At 65.3% G+C, this 16,163-nt stretch carries 16 protein-coding genes; 14 read left to right on the forward strand and 2 right to left on the reverse strand.

What is annotated here, in order from left to right; all coding sequences use genetic code 11:
* The first annotated feature begins 40 nt into the window (after window positions 1–40).
* Genes RE421_RS03205 through RE421_RS03260 form a run of 12 tightly spaced genes read left to right on the forward strand, consistent with a single transcriptional unit; the run spans window position 41 to window position 11,936 of the window.
* The gene (locus tag RE421_RS03205) at window positions 41–1,282 is read left to right on the forward strand and encodes a CoA transferase (RefSeq protein WP_309814228.1); all 1,242 of its coding nucleotides are present in this window, start codon (window positions 41–43) and stop codon (window positions 1,280–1,282) included.
* Entirely contained in the window at window positions 1,279–2,085 is an 807-nt protein-coding gene (locus RE421_RS03210) for an enoyl-CoA hydratase/isomerase family protein (RefSeq protein ID WP_309814232.1), read from the forward strand. The genes RE421_RS03205 and RE421_RS03210 overlap by 4 nt, the downstream gene beginning before the upstream one ends.
* Complete coding sequence (locus RE421_RS03215; RefSeq protein ID WP_309814234.1) at window positions 2,082–3,305, forward strand: acyl-CoA dehydrogenase family protein; 1,224 nt, start codon at window positions 2,082–2,084, stop codon at window positions 3,303–3,305. Before RE421_RS03210 ends, RE421_RS03215 begins: the two co-directional genes overlap by 4 nt.
* Window positions 3,302–4,054: a glucose 1-dehydrogenase gene (locus tag RE421_RS03220; RefSeq protein WP_309814237.1), complete on the forward strand. Its 753-nt coding sequence runs from the start codon at window positions 3,302–3,304 to the stop codon at window positions 4,052–4,054. Before RE421_RS03215 ends, RE421_RS03220 begins: the two co-directional genes overlap by 4 nt.
* Before the next feature lie 28 nt (window positions 4,055–4,082).
* Window positions 4,083–4,961 (forward strand): 3-hydroxyacyl-CoA dehydrogenase family protein, encoded by an 879-nt coding sequence (locus RE421_RS03225; RefSeq protein WP_309814241.1) that lies wholly within the window; start codon window positions 4,083–4,085, stop codon window positions 4,959–4,961.
* Window positions 4,962–4,977: 16 nt separating this feature from the next.
* Window positions 4,978–5,841 (forward strand): 3-hydroxyacyl-CoA dehydrogenase family protein, encoded by an 864-nt coding sequence (locus RE421_RS03230; RefSeq protein ID WP_309814244.1) that lies wholly within the window; start codon window positions 4,978–4,980, stop codon window positions 5,839–5,841.
* Window positions 5,838–6,617 carry an enoyl-CoA hydratase-related protein gene (locus tag RE421_RS03235; RefSeq protein WP_309814248.1) on the forward strand — a complete coding sequence of 260 codons (780 nt, stop codon included), beginning with the start codon at window positions 5,838–5,840 and terminating at the stop codon, window positions 6,615–6,617. The genes RE421_RS03230 and RE421_RS03235 overlap by 4 nt, the downstream gene beginning before the upstream one ends.
* On the forward strand, window positions 6,614–7,657 hold the full coding sequence (locus RE421_RS03240) for an acyl-CoA dehydrogenase family protein (protein ID WP_309814250.1): 1,044 nt from the start codon (window positions 6,614–6,616) through the stop codon (window positions 7,655–7,657). Before RE421_RS03235 ends, RE421_RS03240 begins: the two co-directional genes overlap by 4 nt.
* Window positions 7,654–9,333, forward strand: coding sequence for an AMP-binding protein (locus tag RE421_RS03245; RefSeq protein WP_309814254.1), 1,680 nt, complete (start codon window positions 7,654–7,656; stop codon window positions 9,331–9,333). The genes RE421_RS03240 and RE421_RS03245 overlap by 4 nt, the downstream gene beginning before the upstream one ends.
* Before the next feature lie 10 nt (window positions 9,334–9,343).
* Window positions 9,344–10,477 carry a CaiB/BaiF CoA-transferase family protein gene (locus tag RE421_RS03250; RefSeq protein ID WP_309817046.1) on the forward strand — a complete coding sequence of 378 codons (1,134 nt, stop codon included), beginning with the start codon at window positions 9,344–9,346 and terminating at the stop codon, window positions 10,475–10,477.
* Window positions 10,478–10,479: 2 nt separating this feature from the next.
* Complete coding sequence (locus tag RE421_RS03255; RefSeq protein WP_309814256.1) at window positions 10,480–11,514, forward strand: NADPH:quinone oxidoreductase family protein; 1,035 nt, start codon at window positions 10,480–10,482, stop codon at window positions 11,512–11,514.
* Window positions 11,511–11,936, forward strand: a complete 426-nt coding sequence (locus tag RE421_RS03260) for a MaoC family dehydratase (protein ID WP_309814257.1) — start codon at window positions 11,511–11,513, stop codon at window positions 11,934–11,936. Before RE421_RS03255 ends, RE421_RS03260 begins: the two co-directional genes overlap by 4 nt.
* Window positions 11,937–11,960: 24 nt before the next feature.
* On the opposite strand, the gene RE421_RS03265 is transcribed toward RE421_RS03260, so the two are convergent.
* Entirely contained in the window at window positions 11,961–13,193 is a 1,233-nt protein-coding gene (locus tag RE421_RS03265; protein WP_309814259.1) for a diacylglycerol kinase family protein, read from the reverse strand.
* 64 nt (window positions 13,194–13,257) lie between these two features.
* Between RE421_RS03265 and serS the strand changes: the two genes are divergently transcribed.
* Complete coding sequence (gene serS / locus RE421_RS03270) at window positions 13,258–14,544, forward strand: serine--tRNA ligase (RefSeq protein ID WP_309814262.1); 1,287 nt, start codon at window positions 13,258–13,260, stop codon at window positions 14,542–14,544.
* Window positions 14,545–14,595: 51 nt separating this feature from the next.
* Entirely contained in the window at window positions 14,596–15,423 is an 828-nt protein-coding gene (locus RE421_RS03275; protein WP_309817048.1) for an HAD family hydrolase, read from the forward strand.
* Between the two features lie 49 nt (window positions 15,424–15,472).
* Here the strand turns inward: RE421_RS03275 and RE421_RS03280 are convergent, their stop codons facing one another.
* The gene (locus RE421_RS03280) at window positions 15,473–16,141 is read right to left on the reverse strand and encodes a hypothetical protein (protein ID WP_309814264.1); all 669 of its coding nucleotides are present in this window, start codon (window positions 16,139–16,141) and stop codon (window positions 15,473–15,475) included.
* Window positions 16,142–16,163: the final 22 nt, after the last annotated feature.

Consider the following 16,163-nt stretch of genomic DNA (forward strand, 5'->3'; position numbering starts at 1 on the left):
CCGTGCTCAGAGGCGAACCAACACCACACGTCCAGGGGGAATGAACACCTTGAGTACTACGGATAATCAGGCCCGGGGGCCGCTGTCTGGCCTGACGGTCGTGGACATGACAACGTCATATGCTGGCCCCAGTGCGTCGATGTACCTTGCGGATCTGGGTGCTGACGTGGTCAAAGTCGAACGGCCAGGGCAGGGTGACGATGCTCGCAGCTGGGGCCCGCCGTTCACGGATGACACCTCAGTCTGGTTCGCCTCGGCGAATCGGAACAAGAAGTCGGTCGTGATCAATCTGCGCGATCCGAAGGGGGTGGGGGTGCTGCACCGGCTCATCGGTCAGGCTGACGTGTTCATGGAGAACTTGAACCCGTCCAAGCTGAGATCCCTGCAGGTGGACCATGAGACCCTTTCGGAGAAGTTCCCGCATCTGATCTACTGTGCGCTCTCCGGTTTCGGTTTGGACGGGCCCGACTCCGACTTGCCGGGATATGACCTTGTGGCCCAGGCCCGGTCCGGGATCATGTCCGTCACTGGGCCAGCCGGCGGAGATCCCCAGCGCGTCTCGGCTCCCTTGTCTGACGTGGTGACGGGAATGTGTGCCGCGTTGGCGATCTCGGCGGCGGCGGTCCGGCAGGCAAAGAGTGGAGTCGGGGAAGTCATCGACGTCTCATTGATGGACAGCGATCTGGCGATCATGGCCCCGCGGATCGCCTCCTTCCTGGCGGGAGAACCCGATCCTGCTCCTAGCGGCGGAACTGATTCGGTCCTGGCGATTTATCAGAGTTTCCCGACAGCTGATCGGAATATCGTCGTGGCGATTGGAAACGACCAGATGTGGGCCCGGTTCTGTTCCACGATTGGATTGCCCGAACTGGGTCAGGACCATGAACTGCAGTCCAATGAAGGACGCCGAGCGCATCGGGATCGGATTGTTCGTGAGGTCTCGGTGCCGCTGCGCGGGAGGTCAGCGGACGAGTGGCTCACGCGACTGCAGGGGGAATCTGTTCCGGCGTCGCTGGTTAAGTCACTCTCGGAAGTTGTGGCCGATCCGCATGTTCGCGCTCGCAGGGCGATCCTGCCCGTGCCTGGATCCCATAATGCCCACTCAGTGCACAGCCCATTCAGGTTGCACTCGGTGCCGGAACCCCGCAATGAGCGCTACCCGGATCTGGGTGCCGATACTGAGAGTGAGCTCGGCAGGCTCGGCTTCAGCTCCTCCGAGATCGCAGCACTGCTTGGTTCCGGGGCTGTCGAAGGCCCCAAGAAGGTCGGTGAGCCGGTATGAGTGTTGTCGAGATCGATGTCCATGGTGAGGTCCTCGTCCTCACCATCAATCGACCGGAGGCCTTCAATGCACTGAATGCCGAGGTGATCGAATCTTTGAGGAGTCGTGTCGTGGCAGCGGCCGACGATCCGGAACTGCGGGCGGTGGTGATCACGGGAGGCGGGCCCAAGGCCTTCTGCGCTGGCGCGGATCTCAAGGAACTACAGGATTGTGACGCTGATCAGGCAGCGAAGATCCTCGGATCCGGTCAGCGAGCATTCCGTGAGATCGAATTAGCTGAGATCCCGGTCATCACAGCCGTCAATGGGCTGGCTCTGGGTGGTGGCTTTGAACTCATCCTCGCCGCCGATATTCCGGTCCTGGCGGCGAATGCACGGTTGGGCCTCCCCGAGACGTCGCTAGGTCTCATCCCTGGGTACGGGGGGACCCAGAGGTTGCCCCGCGCTGTGGGTGATGTCGTTGCAACGCACCTGATGCTGACGGGAACGAAGCTCGATGCCCACCGCGCCTACGCGCTGGGTATCACTCCGATCGAACCGGTGGATGAGGGCATGGCGACGCAAGCGGCCATCGCCATCGCCGAAAGGATCTGCGCCCAGGGACCCGAAGCCGTGAAGGCTGTTCTTCGGAGTATTGACCGCGGCCGTGATGCTTCACTGGACGGCGGACTGCAGGTGGAGACTGGCTTGGCGGCCTTGGCCGTCGCCGGCAGCGAATCCACGGAGGGCATCGCTGCCTTCCTGGAGAAGCGACCCGCCGATTTCGGCACCGTCCGTCCCTCGAACCCGCTGGGAGAATCATGAGTACTCGTTTCAGTCCGCTGGAGGCCAATCCCATCGGCTACGAAGAAGTCCATGGCCTGCTCGATGAGCCCGCGGCCGATGCGCTGCTGACCGATAGAGAGCAGGAGCTGAGATCGACCACTCGGGGCATCATGGCCGCGTCGATCGCACCTCGAGCTGCCGACGTTGACCGCCACCATGAGTTCACGGGGCCCCAAGTCAGGGAACTCGCCAACCATGGACTGATGGGCCTGGTCTTTCCACGCGAGTACGGCGGGACGGCTGACACGAACGTCTCGTACGCTGCCGTCGTTGAGGAAGTGGCGGCCGGGTGTGCCGCCACCAGTCTGGTTTTCGTCACTCAGATGCACGTTGCGTATCCGCTGCTGCTCGCCGGGACGGAGGATCTGAAGGAGCGCTATATTCCCGGCCTGCTCGACGGGACTGCGTGGGGGTCGTTGGGCATCACAGAGCCGAACGCCGGCAGCGATGTCTCTGGAATGCGGACTACCGCCACCGCCGTCGACGGCGGGTACCGGATCAATGGTTCCAAGACGTTCATTACAACGGGCGACGTCGCCGATGTCATCGCCGGATTCGCTACCGGAGATCGATCTGCTGGTCGAGATGGGATCGGAGCCTTCGTGATCGATGGCGACGCCGAGGGTCTCGCCAAGGGCCAGCCATTCAGGAAACTCGGGATGAACGGATCGTCTACGGCCGAATTGTTCTTCGACGATGTCTTCGTGCCGACGCAGAACGTCTTGGCGGCGCCGGGTGAAGGCTGGTCGGTTGTCATGAAGTCTGTGACGAAGTCCCGAATCAGCGCCGCAGCCCAGGGCGTTGGAATCGCCCGAGCCGCCTATGCGCGAACCCTCCATGCTCTCCGTCAACGCCACGGGCACCGGTTCTCGGACGAGGTCACCTATGCATTGGCCACCCTGCGTGGGCGCATCCTGCAGGGGAGGCTGCTGATGCTGACTGTGGCCCGCCAGGTCGATGAGCGTCCGGACGTGGCGCCCGGCCAGATTGGCATGATGAAGCAATCCTGCACCGATCTCGGCTGGGAGGTGTCTCTCGAATGCATGCGCATCCTCGGCGGGTGGGGCGACCTCGAGGAGATCGGTGTCGAACGGTGCCTCCGTGACTCGAAGGTTACCCAGATCTACGACGGAACCAATGAAATTCAGCGGCTGCTCATCGGTCGCGAGACGAGTAGAGCGCTGAAGGAGTTGTCATGAGCGAACTGACAGGCAAGGTGGCCGTGGTCACCGGTGCCGGCCGTGGCCTGGGCCGCGTCATGGCGATGGCCTTATCCGAGGCAGGAGCACACGTCGTGGTGGCTTCCCGTACCCGTAGCGAACTTGAGTCCTTCGTGGAGGAGGCCGAGGCCCAGGGCCGTGAGTCTCTGGCTCATCCGTGTGATATCACGGATGAGGCCTCAGTCGAGTCGCTGGTGACGGCCGCGATCGATCGGTTCGGCACGGTAGACATCCTTGTCAACAACTCGGGTGTGGTCTCCACCGTTCCACTGGTGGACCAGTCTGCCGAGGATTGGGACCGCGTCATCGCCACCAACCTTCGGGGCGTCTTTCTGGCAACTCGGGCCGTCGGGCGTCGGATGGTGGAACAGGGGTCAGGGAAGGTCATCAACGTCTCTTCGAACTTCTCCATCATGGGTGTCGCCAACCATGCGGCCTACGCAGCGTCCAAGGCAGCCGTGTCGGCGTTCACCCGTTCGATGTCCATCGAATGGGCCAGGTACGGGATCCAGGTCAATGCGCTCGCTCCCGGCTACTTCGCCACGGAGCTCAATCGGGACCTGCGTGAGGACACGGAGGTCTTCAACAAGGTGGTTCGTGCCGTGCCGGCTCGCCGTATGGGCGAACCCGACGAAATCAAACCTTGGGCTCTGCTCCTGGCAGGACCCGCCTCGGATTTCATGACTGGAGAGACCATCGTCATCGACGGTGGCCAGTCGGTTCGCTAGACCAATCGACTCAACGAAGGAAGAGAATATGACCAACACACCACAGACTGTCGGTGTCCTGGGTGGCGGCACCATGGGCTCCGGTATTGCCATCGTCATGGCCAAGGCGGGACAGCGGACCCTGTTGTTCGATGTCAAGGAAGAGAACCTCCAGCGTGGCCTTGACACTGTGCACGGCTTCTTCGACGTCAGCGTCAAGAAGGGCAAGATGACCGCCGACGAGGCGGAGAAGATCAAGGCGAACGTCACCGGGACCACGCGCCTGGCCGACCTGGCCCCGTGCGACGTGGTCGTGGAGGCGGTCTTCGAGGACCTGCAGGTCAAGAAGGACGCCTTCGCCCAGCTGGACGAGATCGTGTCCCCGCAGACCCTGTTCCACACCAACACCTCGACCCTGTCGGTGACGGGTATCGCCTCCGGGTCCAAGCTCCCTGGTCGCGTGGTGGGCACGCACTACTGCAACCCGGCGCCGCTCATGAACCTCGTAGAGGTGGCCGACGGGCGACACACCGAGAGCTGGGCCCACCAGGCCACCATCGAATTCCTGGAATCTATCGGTAAGACCACGGTGGTCACCCAGGACCGTCCCGGCTTCATCGTGAACCGTTTCCTGATTCCGTGGGAGAACTCCTGCATCACCGCTCTGGAGAATGGCCTGGGCACCAAGGAGTCGATCGACGCCGCGGTCAAGGGTGCGCTGGGGCATCCGATGGGCCCCTTCGAGTTGCTCGACATCGTGGGCATGGACATCCACCAGCAGGTCGCCACGCGGCTGTACGAACAACTCCGTGAGCCACGGTTCTATCCTCCGGCGATGGTCGACCGCATGGTCGCTGCGGGCGATCTCGGTCGCAAGACAGGCCGGGGATTCTATGACTACGACGACACCCGGCTTTTCGGATCCTAGGAAGGGGAGCATCCAGATGAACATCAACACCGTTGCCGTACTCGGATTCGGGACCATGGGGGCTGGGATCGCGCAATCCGTTGCGCAGTCCGGGCGCCAGGTACTCGTCCTGGAAACGACCGAAAACCGCATCCAGGCGGGTCAGGAGGCCCTCGACGCCTTCCTGTCCACCGGCGTCGCCCGGGGCAAGCACACCGAGGCCGAGAAGGCAGAGGTCCAAGGGCGCGTGGCCGGCGTAACCGGCGTCGACCAGTTGAAGGACGTCGACCTCGTCATCGAGGTGGTCACGGAGAACATGGAGGTCAAGAAGTCCCTCCTGGGCCAGGTCGCCGCAGTGGTCGGTCCGGACGTTCCCCTGCTGACGAATACCTCAGCCCTTTCGGTCACGGACCTCGCCTCGGCTCTCGAGCACCCTGAGCGCGTAGCCGGCCTCCACTTCTTCAACCCTGCTCCGTTGATGAAGATCGTCGAGATCGTTCGAGCCCTCCAGACCCGTGAGGATCTGGTCCCTGTCCTCGAGGAATTCGTGAAGTCCATGGGCAAGACTCCCGTCGTGGTCAAGGATCGCCCTGGGTTCCTGGTCAATTGGCTGTTGCTCCCGTACCTCAATGACGTCATGCGGGCCTATGACGAAGAGCTGGCCTCGGCCGAGGACATCGATACCGCTATGCGTTTGGGACTGGGCTACAAGCAGGGTCCCATGGAGCTTCTGGACCTCATCGGCCTGGACGTTCACCTGCACGCCACCTCGAATGCCTACGAGGCAACCCACGACTCGCGCTTCGCGGCCCCGCCGCTGTTGAGCCAGATGGTGGCCGCAGGCTACCTCGGCAACAAGAGCGAACGCGGATTCCGCAAGGGAGAGGAAGTGCAGGCATGAGTGAATACAACGATCTGCTCGTGGAGCGCGACGGGGCTACCCTGATCATCACCATCAACCGACCTGAGAACGGCAACAAGTTCAGCCACCAGACCTGCTTGGAACTCGTGGACGCGCTGCAGAAACTGCGGCTAGACCGCACCCTTCAGACCGGCGTCCTGACGGGTGCGGGGGACAAATTCTTCTGCATCGGCGGGGAACACGACCCGATGACCCACCTGGATCAGTCTCAGGTCCTTCCGGTGGTCGATGTCTATCAGGCGATCGATACCATTCCGAAGCCGGTGATCGCCGCGGTCAACGGATTCGCCGTGGGCGGGGGAAACGTCCTCAACACCGTGTGTGATCTCAGTGTGGCAGCGGAGAACGCGGTCTTCCGCCAAGTGGGTCCGATGGTCGGCAGCTTCGACGCCGGCTATGGGACCTGGTATCTGGAGGACACCATCGGCCGCAAGAAGGCGAAGGAAATGTGGTTCCTCAACGACAAGTACTCCGCCGAGGAAGCGCTGCGCTGGGGCATCATCAACAAGGTCGTTCCACAAGGTGAGGCGGTCGACGAAGCCGTGAAGATCGCCCACCGGATCAACCAGCGCAGTCCTCTCGCCATCGGTTCCCTGAAGGCCGCGTTCTCTGCACGGCACAACGGCATCTCCGGGCAGGCACGCATGGCTCATGACCAGCAGCTCACGTTCTATCTGGCCACCAAGGAGGCTCATGAATTGAGCGGTTCCTTCTCCGAGCGGCGCGAACCTGACTCCGAGGTGTTCTGGACATGAGTTGGTACGGCACGGCTCTGGAAGATGAGCAGGCGGCTGTCCGGGCAATGCTGGACGACTTGGCCAGCAGCCTGGCCGAGGGGTCGGAACACCAGGGTCATACCGAGCAAGCACGTTCCGCCATCGTCGAGTCCGGAATGTGGGTTCTGGGCGCGCCGGAGGACCTGGGCGGAGCCGGAGCGGATCTGGCAACCACCCTTCTCGTCCTGGAGCGCCTGGGCCGGTATTGGCCAGCCCTGGGCTGGGCGTCAGCTCAGGCTCAGGCTGCCTTGACCATCCTTGCCCACGGCAGCCAGAGTGATCTCTCCGCTGGCGTGGCCGATGGCTCATCGGCAGTGGCCGTCCTGGAGGCGGAATCCGCCCACGTCAGCGTGACCGGCTCCCACGATGGTCGGTGGACCGGCCAGATCGACCGGATCGATGTGGCAGCGGACACCGCCGCCGTGATCATCCTTGATGGTGAGTCCGCGGCGTGGTTGTTCACCGAGGACGCGCTGTCATTCGACCCGGTCGGCGTCACCGGCCTGGAGGGGGCAAGGACGCGCTCAGTGACCTTGGATGCCGCGCGGGCTGAGCTGGTCACCACGGAGCTGCTTCCGGCCCGCGCCCTGCTACGCCTCAGCGCGGGCGCCATAGCTGCCGGGATAGCCGGCGCGGCCGCCGACGCTGCGCGGGAATACGCCGCCAGCCGATCACAGTTCGGCGGAGCACTGACACTGATTCCAGTGGTCCGGCAATCACTGGTAGAGCAGGTCAATGGGGCTACTCAGGCCATCACCACGGTCATGTCGGCGGACTCGGCATCGTTGGCTTCCGTGACCGCAGCCATGGAGAACGCGCTGCAAGCTGGCGTCACCGTCGCGGGCCAGTCGGTGCAGTCCCTCGGTGGATACGGCTATCTGGACGAATACCCGACCGGCAGATTCGTGCGAGACGCCGCTTCCCTTCGATCTGCGGTGGATTCCTTCTCCGCAAACCGGCAGTCAGCGCGCAGCTTGGCCGGTCTACCCTGGACAACCCTTCAAGGAGAGTCATCGTGAATGCAAGGATTGCCGAGAGGCTGAACGGTCAGGCGACTCCGCTGACGGATGCGCAAGTTGAAGCATGGCGAGACCAGGGGTACTGGGAGCAACGCACCCTGCGCAGCCTCCTCACCGATGCCGCCGGCGAGGTACCGGACCGTTCCGCCGTGGTCGGCTACGACGCCGACGGCAAGAACGGGGAGATGACCTACGCAGACCTGGACGCAAGGGCACATCATGTGGCCTCCGCACTGGATTCCCTGGGCATCGGAGCCGGTGACGGTGTCGTGGTCATGCTCCCGAACGTGGTGGAATATGCGGCGCTGGTCTTCGGCATCATCGAGGCCGGTGCTGCCTACTCCGGCATTCCCGTGGCCTACGGACCCCAACAGGTCGAGAAGATCGTCCGGCGGAGCAAAGCCAAGGCGATCTTCATCCCACGCTCGTTCCGCCGCACACAGCATCTCCAGATGATGCGTCGACTGAGAGCCGATCTGCCAGAACTGCGGCACGTCATCGTCCTGGATAACGACTCGGATGACCTCCGAGACGGGGAGGTCCTGTGGTCAGATCTGGAGGGGACCCCGAGCCGGGAACTGGACGCAGTGGACCCAGGCCGGGTGTGCTATCTCGGTTTCACCTCCGGGACCACCGGAGAGCCCAAGGGTGCCATGCATTCACATGAAAGCCTGATGTACTCGGTTCGTCACCAGGCTGAGCACCTCGGGATCGATGCCTTCGGCAATCCTCCGGTGCAGCTCGTGGCGTCGCCTATAGGACATCACACGGGCTTCGTCTGGGGCATCATGCTGACCGCTTTCCTGAGGGGAACGGGCGTGTACGTGGACCGATGGGACGCCCGATGGGGCATAGATGTCGTGCGGCGAGAGAAGACCACGTTCTTCGTCGGGGCGCCTACATTCCTTCAGGATATGGTCCGTACTGATCTCGCCGGGGATCCCGATTGTCCGCTGACAGCGCTTATCATTGCCGGGTCCCCCGTGCCCCGACAGCTTCCGACACAGGCTTCTGCTGCGCTCGGTGCCTATGTGGCCCCGGCCTGGGGTATGACGGAGTGCAGCATCATCCTGTCTTGCACCCCGGATGAGCCCCAGGCCATCCAGAATACCGACGGGTCGGTTTTCAAAGGTAGCGAGGTGCGCATCGTTGGTCCTGAGGGTCAGGAGTTGCCGGCAGGCGAGATCGGCGAACTTCAGATCAAGGGCCCCGCCCTCTTCCTCGGCTACTATGACCGGCCTGATGCCACGGAGGACTCGTTCGTGGACGGACTCTGGTTCCGCACCGGTGACACCGCCCAGATCGATGAAAACGGATGGGTGTCGTTGCGCGGGCGCATCAAGGACATGATCATCCGTGGAGGTGAGAACATCCCGGTGACGGAGGTCGAATCCGTGATCTTTGGGCACCCGTCCGTCTTGCAGGCCGCAGTCGTCGGGATTCCGGACGAGCGATTGGGCGAGAGGATCTGCGTGGTCCTCAAGACCAAGGACGACGTCAGGCTCACCGTGGATGAGTTGTCTCAGTACCTGCTGGGCCAGGGGCTATCACGGCACTACCTGCCCGAGCAGATCGTGCTTCTCGACCACATGCCCATGACGCCCAGTGGAAAGATCAAGAAGTTCGAGCTCCGCGAGGAACTGAAGGCGGCAGTGGAGGCTCATCATGTGTCCTGAACAGTCGTCGATGGGCCTTCCCTTGTCAGGAATACGCGTCCTGGACCTCTCGACCCTGGTGCCTGGCCCCATGGCCAGCCTGATGCTGGCTGAGTCGGGAGCGGAGGTCATCAAGGTTGAGCGGCCGGGCGAGGGCGACACGATGCGTTCCTACGAGCCGAAGTTCGGGCCAGACAGTGCGAACTTCGCCCTCTTGAACCGGGGCAAACAATCCGTGGCTGCGGACTTCAAGAACGCGGAAGACCGGGACAGGATTCTGGAACTCATGCGCTCGGCAGATGTGGTCATCGAACAGTTTCGTCCGGGCGTCGTTGACCGGCTGGGACTCGGTTACACGGATGTCGCTTCGTCCAATCCCGGAGTGGTCTACTGCTCCATCACCGGGTACGGGCCATCCGCGCCCTTAGCTATGAAGGCAGGGCATGACCTCAACTATGTGGCCGAGTCTGGTCTCTTGGGCGTGGTGACTGATGACGCGGGGAACCCAGGGCTCCCCTTCTCCGTCATCGGAGACATCGTCGGTGGGGCCTACCCCGCAGTCATGAACATCCTGATGGCGCTCCGGCAACGTGACCGGACGGGGCAAGGGGCCCATCTCCAAGTCTCCATGGCCCACAACCTGCAGACCCTGGCTTATGGCTACCTGGCAACCCATCACGGTGGGGGCGGCTGGCCGAAGCCGGGCCGCGAGCTCCTGATCGGCGGTAGTCCGCGGTACCGCGTCTACCGGACTGCTGACGACCGACACGTGGCTGTAGCCGCGCTCGAGGAGAAGTTCTGGCACCGGTTGGCGGAGCTCATCGGATTGGCTCCCAGCTACATCCAAGACGATGGTCAGGAGGACGCCGTCATCGAAGAACTGACCCGAATTCTCGCCGGGCATAGTTCAGAGTACTGGCGCCGTTTGTTCGAGGGGGAGGACATCTGCACCACGGTGGTCAACACTTTCGATGAGGCAGTGCAGATGGGGCTTATGGCCACCGAATCCGGAGACACGGTCACGTATGGGGACCAGGGAATCCCGGCGCTTCCGGTGCCCTTGGACCCGTCAGTACGGATCCCTGCAGGCCCCCGCAACTATCCGCCGCTGCAGGACCTGACCGCAGACGTGCAGTGGTCGGCAACCCCCGCCATGAGGAGCTGAGCATGAAAGCAGCACTGGTCAAGGAATTCGGACCGCCGTCGTCGGTGGTTTTCGGTGAGGCCGAGGATCCGACACCCGGGCCGGACGAAGTCGTCATCGATGTGGTGGCCACCAGCGTGAACTTTCCCGACCTTCTGGTCGTGGAGGGGACCTATCAGAACCTTCCGGAGCGGCCCTTCAGCCCGGGCAAGGAGGCTGCTGGACGTATCGCGTCCATCGGCGCGAACGTCTCCGGTTTCACCGTGGGGGACCGTGTCCTGGCTTTGGTGGAATACGGAACCTACGCCGAGAAGGTGGTGTCACCCGCGAGCCAGGTGATCGGTCTTCCCGATGGGGTCGACTTCGTCCGCGCGGCATCCTTCGGTCTCATCTACACGACTGCCTGGGCCGGACTCGTGCGGCGGGGCGGTATCACGTCCTCGGATGTGGTCCTGGTGACCGGAGCGGGCGGCGGCGTGGGATCGGCCGGCGTGGACCTGGCCAAGGCCCACGGGGCCACCATCATCGCCCTGGCCAAGGATGAGGAACGTGCGAATCTGGCGTTGAGTCAGGGCGCGGACCATGCCCTGACATCGTTGCCGGAAACCCTCCGAGACGATGTCCTGGCCCTGACGGAGGGGCACGGGGTGGATCTCACCCTGGAATCCCTGGGCGGGGACTACCTGTCCCAGATCATCCGCTGCACGGCGTGGGAGGGGCGGGTCGTCATCACCGGGTTCGCCTCCGGTGGGCAGAACCCGATTAAGCCGGGGCACCTCCTGGTGAAGAACATCAGCGTGATGGGCCTGCAGGCCAGCGACTACCGGGACCGGACCCCAGACCTCGTGCAGTCTTCCACAGTGGAGATGCTGGAGATGGTCGCCCGGGGCGTCCTGAACCCTCCGGTTGACCGCACCTATCCTCTGGCGGAGGCCGCAGCCGCCCTCCAGCACGTGAAGAACGGCAAGGTCAGGGGCAAGATCGTCATGGTGACACGCAACCTTCGGGATTCCGACTCCCTGCCGGATGGCGTCGCGGCGCCTGAAGCCACACCATGAGTTCCCTGACCCAGTTCCGTGATCAGTCCGGCGTTGCCATGGTCTCCAAGACCATCAGCGAGGCGGATGTCTATCAATTCGCTGGCATGACTGGGGACCTGCACCCGGTCCACGTCAACGCCGCCTACGCCAGTGAGCGGCCGGTCGGGCAACGGATTGCCCACGGGGTGCTGATACTGGGGCTCATGTCGGCTGCTTGTACCCAGTGGTGGCAGCGGGAAGGCCAGGACATCGTGTCCTACGGATGGGATCGCGTGCGCTTCACAAAACCGGTGTACTTCGGGGACACCATCACGGCCTGTTACCTCGTTGACCCGGAGGTGCCGGCAGAGGGCAACAAGCACTTCTCGCGGGCAGAGGCCTTCAACCAGCACGATGAGGTGGTCGCTGTTGGCCACCACATCGCCTTCGTCACCGAGTAGTCGAGCAGCCGAGCGCCAGCGACCTCAGCCCGTGACCTCCGGGGCGGCCTCCGGCTTCATGGCCGGGGCCGCTGCGGAGTCCGGCACGTCCGAGGCCGGGATCTGCACCCGCAGTGAATCCGGCTTGATCCGCGCGTCGAGTGCCCTGACCTCCATGATGGCGTCCCCGTCGATCTGCGCGGTCATCGGCTCGTGCAGCACCACGCGGCAGCGCGTGGCCTGGTGGGTCTCCATCACGGGGATCGTGTGCTTGGACTTCGTCACGGTCTTGGCCGCGATCCGGACCCAGTCACCCACGTGGCGGGGGGAGAGCAGCACCACGTCCAGCAGGCCGTCGTCGAACCGGGCGTCCGGGACGAAGTCCATGCCGGCGGTCAGCTCGCCGCAATTGGCGACCATGACGGAGCGGACCTTGCGTCTCTGGGGGGCGCCGCCGTCGAGGGAGACGGAGACCTCCTTGCGGTGGCCGGGGAGGTGGCGCATGCCGGCCTCGCCGTAGGCGAGCCAGCCGGCCTTCGCCTTGAGGTCGTCGCGGGCGTCGCCCATCATCTCGGCGTCGATCCCGGCGCCGGCGATAACCAGCGAGGTGTTCTTCCGGACCTCGCCGTTGGTGCCCTCGAGCTTGATCGTGACGGTGTCGATGTCCCGGGTGGCGCCGTGGATGGCCGTGTTGATGCAGGCCCGGTGGTCGTCCAGGGGCACCTTGAGGTTGCGGGCCAGCAGGTTGCCGGTGCCCATCGGCACGATCGCCAGGGCAGCGTCCGTGCCCGCCAGTTCCTCGGCCACGAACCGCACCGTGCCGTCGCCGCCGGCGGCCATCACGACGTCGGCCCCATCGGCGATCGCATCCCGCGCCATCTGCGCGCCCGGGTCCTCGACGGTGGTCTCGTAGACGGCCAGCTCGGGCAGGCCGGCCTCGGCGACGGCGGCCGCGGCCTGGGCGCGGATGCTCTCCGCCCCGGTCTTGGAGGGATTCAACACGAGCGCGACGCGCCGGGGGTGGTCCAGAGCCCGGGACACCAACGGAGCGTCCGCGATCTCGCTGACCTGGCCGTCCAGGGCCCGGATCTGGCCCGTGAGGGCGTCCACGCGATCCGGCAGGGTGCGCACGTTCCCGTGCAGGTCGGTCACCTGGCCGTCGAGGTCGTCCATGCGGTGGCGCAGACGGCGGTGGCCGGTCCACAGCCCGGCGGCGAAGGCCAGGGCGGCCGCCACGAGGACGAGCGCGATGATGGCCAGGGTCAGTTCGAGGGGCATGGGCGCAGTCTACGCAGGGAGGGGATGACGGCGCGCGTGGGGGCTCGACGCTAGGCTGGACCCCGTGATCGACGTCAAGCACCTCATCGAGAATCCAGACCTCTACACGGCCTCGCAGCGCGCCCGCGCTGCGGACGAGTCGCTGGTGGAGCAGATCGTCTCCGCCGACGTGGAACGCCGTGCCTCGATCACCTCCTTCGAGGAGCTGCGTGCCCAGCAGAAGGCCTTCGGCAAGAAGGTGGCGGCCGCGCAGGGCGAGGAGAAGCAGCGGCTGCTGGCCGAGGTCAAGGACCTGGCCGCCAGCGTGAAGACCACGGAGGCCGCGGCGGAGGAGGCCAAGCAGCGCCTCGAGTCCCTCCAGCGCCGGTTCCCGAACCTCATCGAGGACGGTGTCCCCGCCGGGGGCGAGGACGACTTCACCACGGTAAAGACGGTCGGGACCATCCGCGACTTCTCCGCCGACGGCTTCACCCCGCGAGACCACCTGGAGATCGGCGAGCTGATCGGCGCCATCGACATGGAGCGGGGGGCCAAGGTCTCGGGCTCGCGCTTCTACTTCCTCAAGGGCGTGGGGGCCCGTCTCGAGCTGGCCCTGATGCAGATGGGCCTGGACCTGGCCCTGCAGAACGGCTTCACCCCGATGATGACCCCCACGCTCGTGCGCCCTGAGACCATGCAGGGCACCGGTTTCGACGTGGAGCACGACGACGAGATCTACAAGCTTGAGCGGGACGACCTGTACCTGGTCGGCACCTCCGAGGTGGCCATCGCGGGCTATCACGCGGACGAGATCCTCGAGCTCGGCGAGGAGCCCGTCCGCTATGCGGGATGGTCCACCTGCTACCGGCGCGAGGCCGGCTCGGCGGGGAAGGACACCCGGGGCATCATCCGGGTCCACCAGTTCAACAAGCTGGAGATGTTCGTCTACACCACCGTGGAGCAGGCGGCCGAGGAGCACGCGCGGCTGCTGGACTGGGAGGAGCAGATGCTCGCCCAGGTGGAGCTGCCCTACCGCGTGATCGACACCGCGGCCGGAGACCTCGGCATGAGCGCTGCCCGCAAGTTCGACTGCGAGGCCTGGGTCCCGACCCAGGAGACCTACCGGGAGCTGACGTCCACCTCGAACTGCACCACGTTCCAGGCCCGGCGCCTCAACATCCGGGAGCGGCTCGTCACGGAGGACGGCTCCAAGGGCGGCACCCGCATGGCCGCCACCCTCAACGGCACCCTGGCGACCACCCGCTGGCTCGTGGCCATCCTGGAGAACCACCAGAACCCGGACGGCTCCGTGAACGTGCCGGCGGCCCTGCAGCCCTATCTCGGAGGACTCGAGGTCCTGCCGGTCCTCTAGGTCTGCTTGACTGGGGCCATGGAGAACACCACCTACCGGCCCACCTCGGACATGACCTCCTCCGGCTCCCGGCCGAACGGCAACGGCGTCCGCAAGATGGTCTGCCTGGACGTGGACGGCACCCTGGTGGACCACGACGGCCACATGGACGACGAGGTCCGTGACGCAGCCCGTGCCGTGGTGGAGGCGGGCCACCACGTGCTGATCGCCACCGGCCGCTCACTGGGGGCCACGCTGCCGATCATCGAGCTGATCGGGCTGGAGCGCGGGTTCAGCGTCTGCAGCAACGGCGGGGTGACCCTGAGGCTCTCCACGGACCTGGAGGAGGGCTATGAGGTGGTGGACCGCCGGACCTTCGACCCGGGCCCCGCGCTGCGCGCCCTGCGCCACCGGTTGCCCAGCGCCAAGTATGCCGTGGAGGACGACCGCGGGCGGTTCCTCTCCACCGAGCGGTTCCAGGACATGAGCTTCGGCGTCCAGGCCGAGGGCGTGACCTTCGAGGAGATGATGGCCGCCAGCGCGACCCGCCTGGTCGTGTTCTCCACGGACTCCTCCGCCGAGGAGTTCGGGGAGGCCGTCGAGTCCATCGGCCTGCAGGGCGTGACCTACTCGGTGGGCTGGTCCGCCTGGTTGGACATCGCCGCGGCCGGCGTCACGAAGGCCTCCGGGCTGGAGGCGCTGCGGGACCACCTCGGCGTCCACATCGACCACACCGTGGCGGTGGGCGACGGCCGCAATGACATCGAGATGCTGGCCTGGGCCGGCCGCGGCGTGGCCATGGGCCAGGCCCCGCCGGAGGTCGTGAAGGTGGCCGACGAGGTCACCGGCCACGTGAACGAGAACGGCGCCGCCACCGTCCTGCGCTCCCTGCTGGACTGAATCCCCCTTTCCGGGCAGAGATCACTAGTGATCTCTGCCCGGAAAGTCGTCAGGGCGAGGATGGGGGCAGCTGCACCGCGTCCACGAGCGCCAGCAGCCGCTCGGCGGCGGGCCGGCAGGCGTGCTCTTCGTTCCAGAACGAGCGCTGCACCGCCTTGGACACCGCCTGCACCGTGATCCCCAGCTCTGCGGCCACGGGCCTCTGCTGGCCGCGCACCCCGGGGACCATGAGGTCCAGCACGGCCCACTCGGCGTCCGTGCGGGTCAGCACGAGCTGGCCGATCAGCCGCAGGACGGACTGGGCCTCCTCGGCCACCTGCTCATCGGGGCCGTCCACGGCCACCGGGACCCGCACCCCGGCCTTGGCCGCCTCCTCCACCGCCCGCCGCGCGTAGACCAGGCCCGGCCCGCCGACGTCGTGCAGGGACTGCGTGTCCGGCAGGGCACCCTCTCCGCCGCCGGCCGCCGGTCCATCCGGTTCCACCGGACCCACGGAGCCGACGCCGATCCCCACGTTCCAGCGGCGGTGGCGCAGCGCGATCAGGGCGGCGTCCACGGCGGTGCGGGCATCGGGGACGATCCCGATGGCCTCGTCGCCGACGGAGCGCTGGAAGGGCAGCACGGTGTCCACGGGCCGCAGGGACCGCAGGAGCTCGCCGACCAGGTCCCCGACCTCCCGCGAATCACGCTGGTTGATCGTCAGGACGTAGTGGGGCATGGTCCCGATTCTGCCAGCAGCG

Source organism: Citricoccus sp. I39-566, assembly GCF_031432995.1.
GTDB classification, from domain to species: domain Bacteria; phylum Actinomycetota; class Actinomycetes; order Actinomycetales; family Micrococcaceae; genus Citricoccus; species Citricoccus nitrophenolicus_A.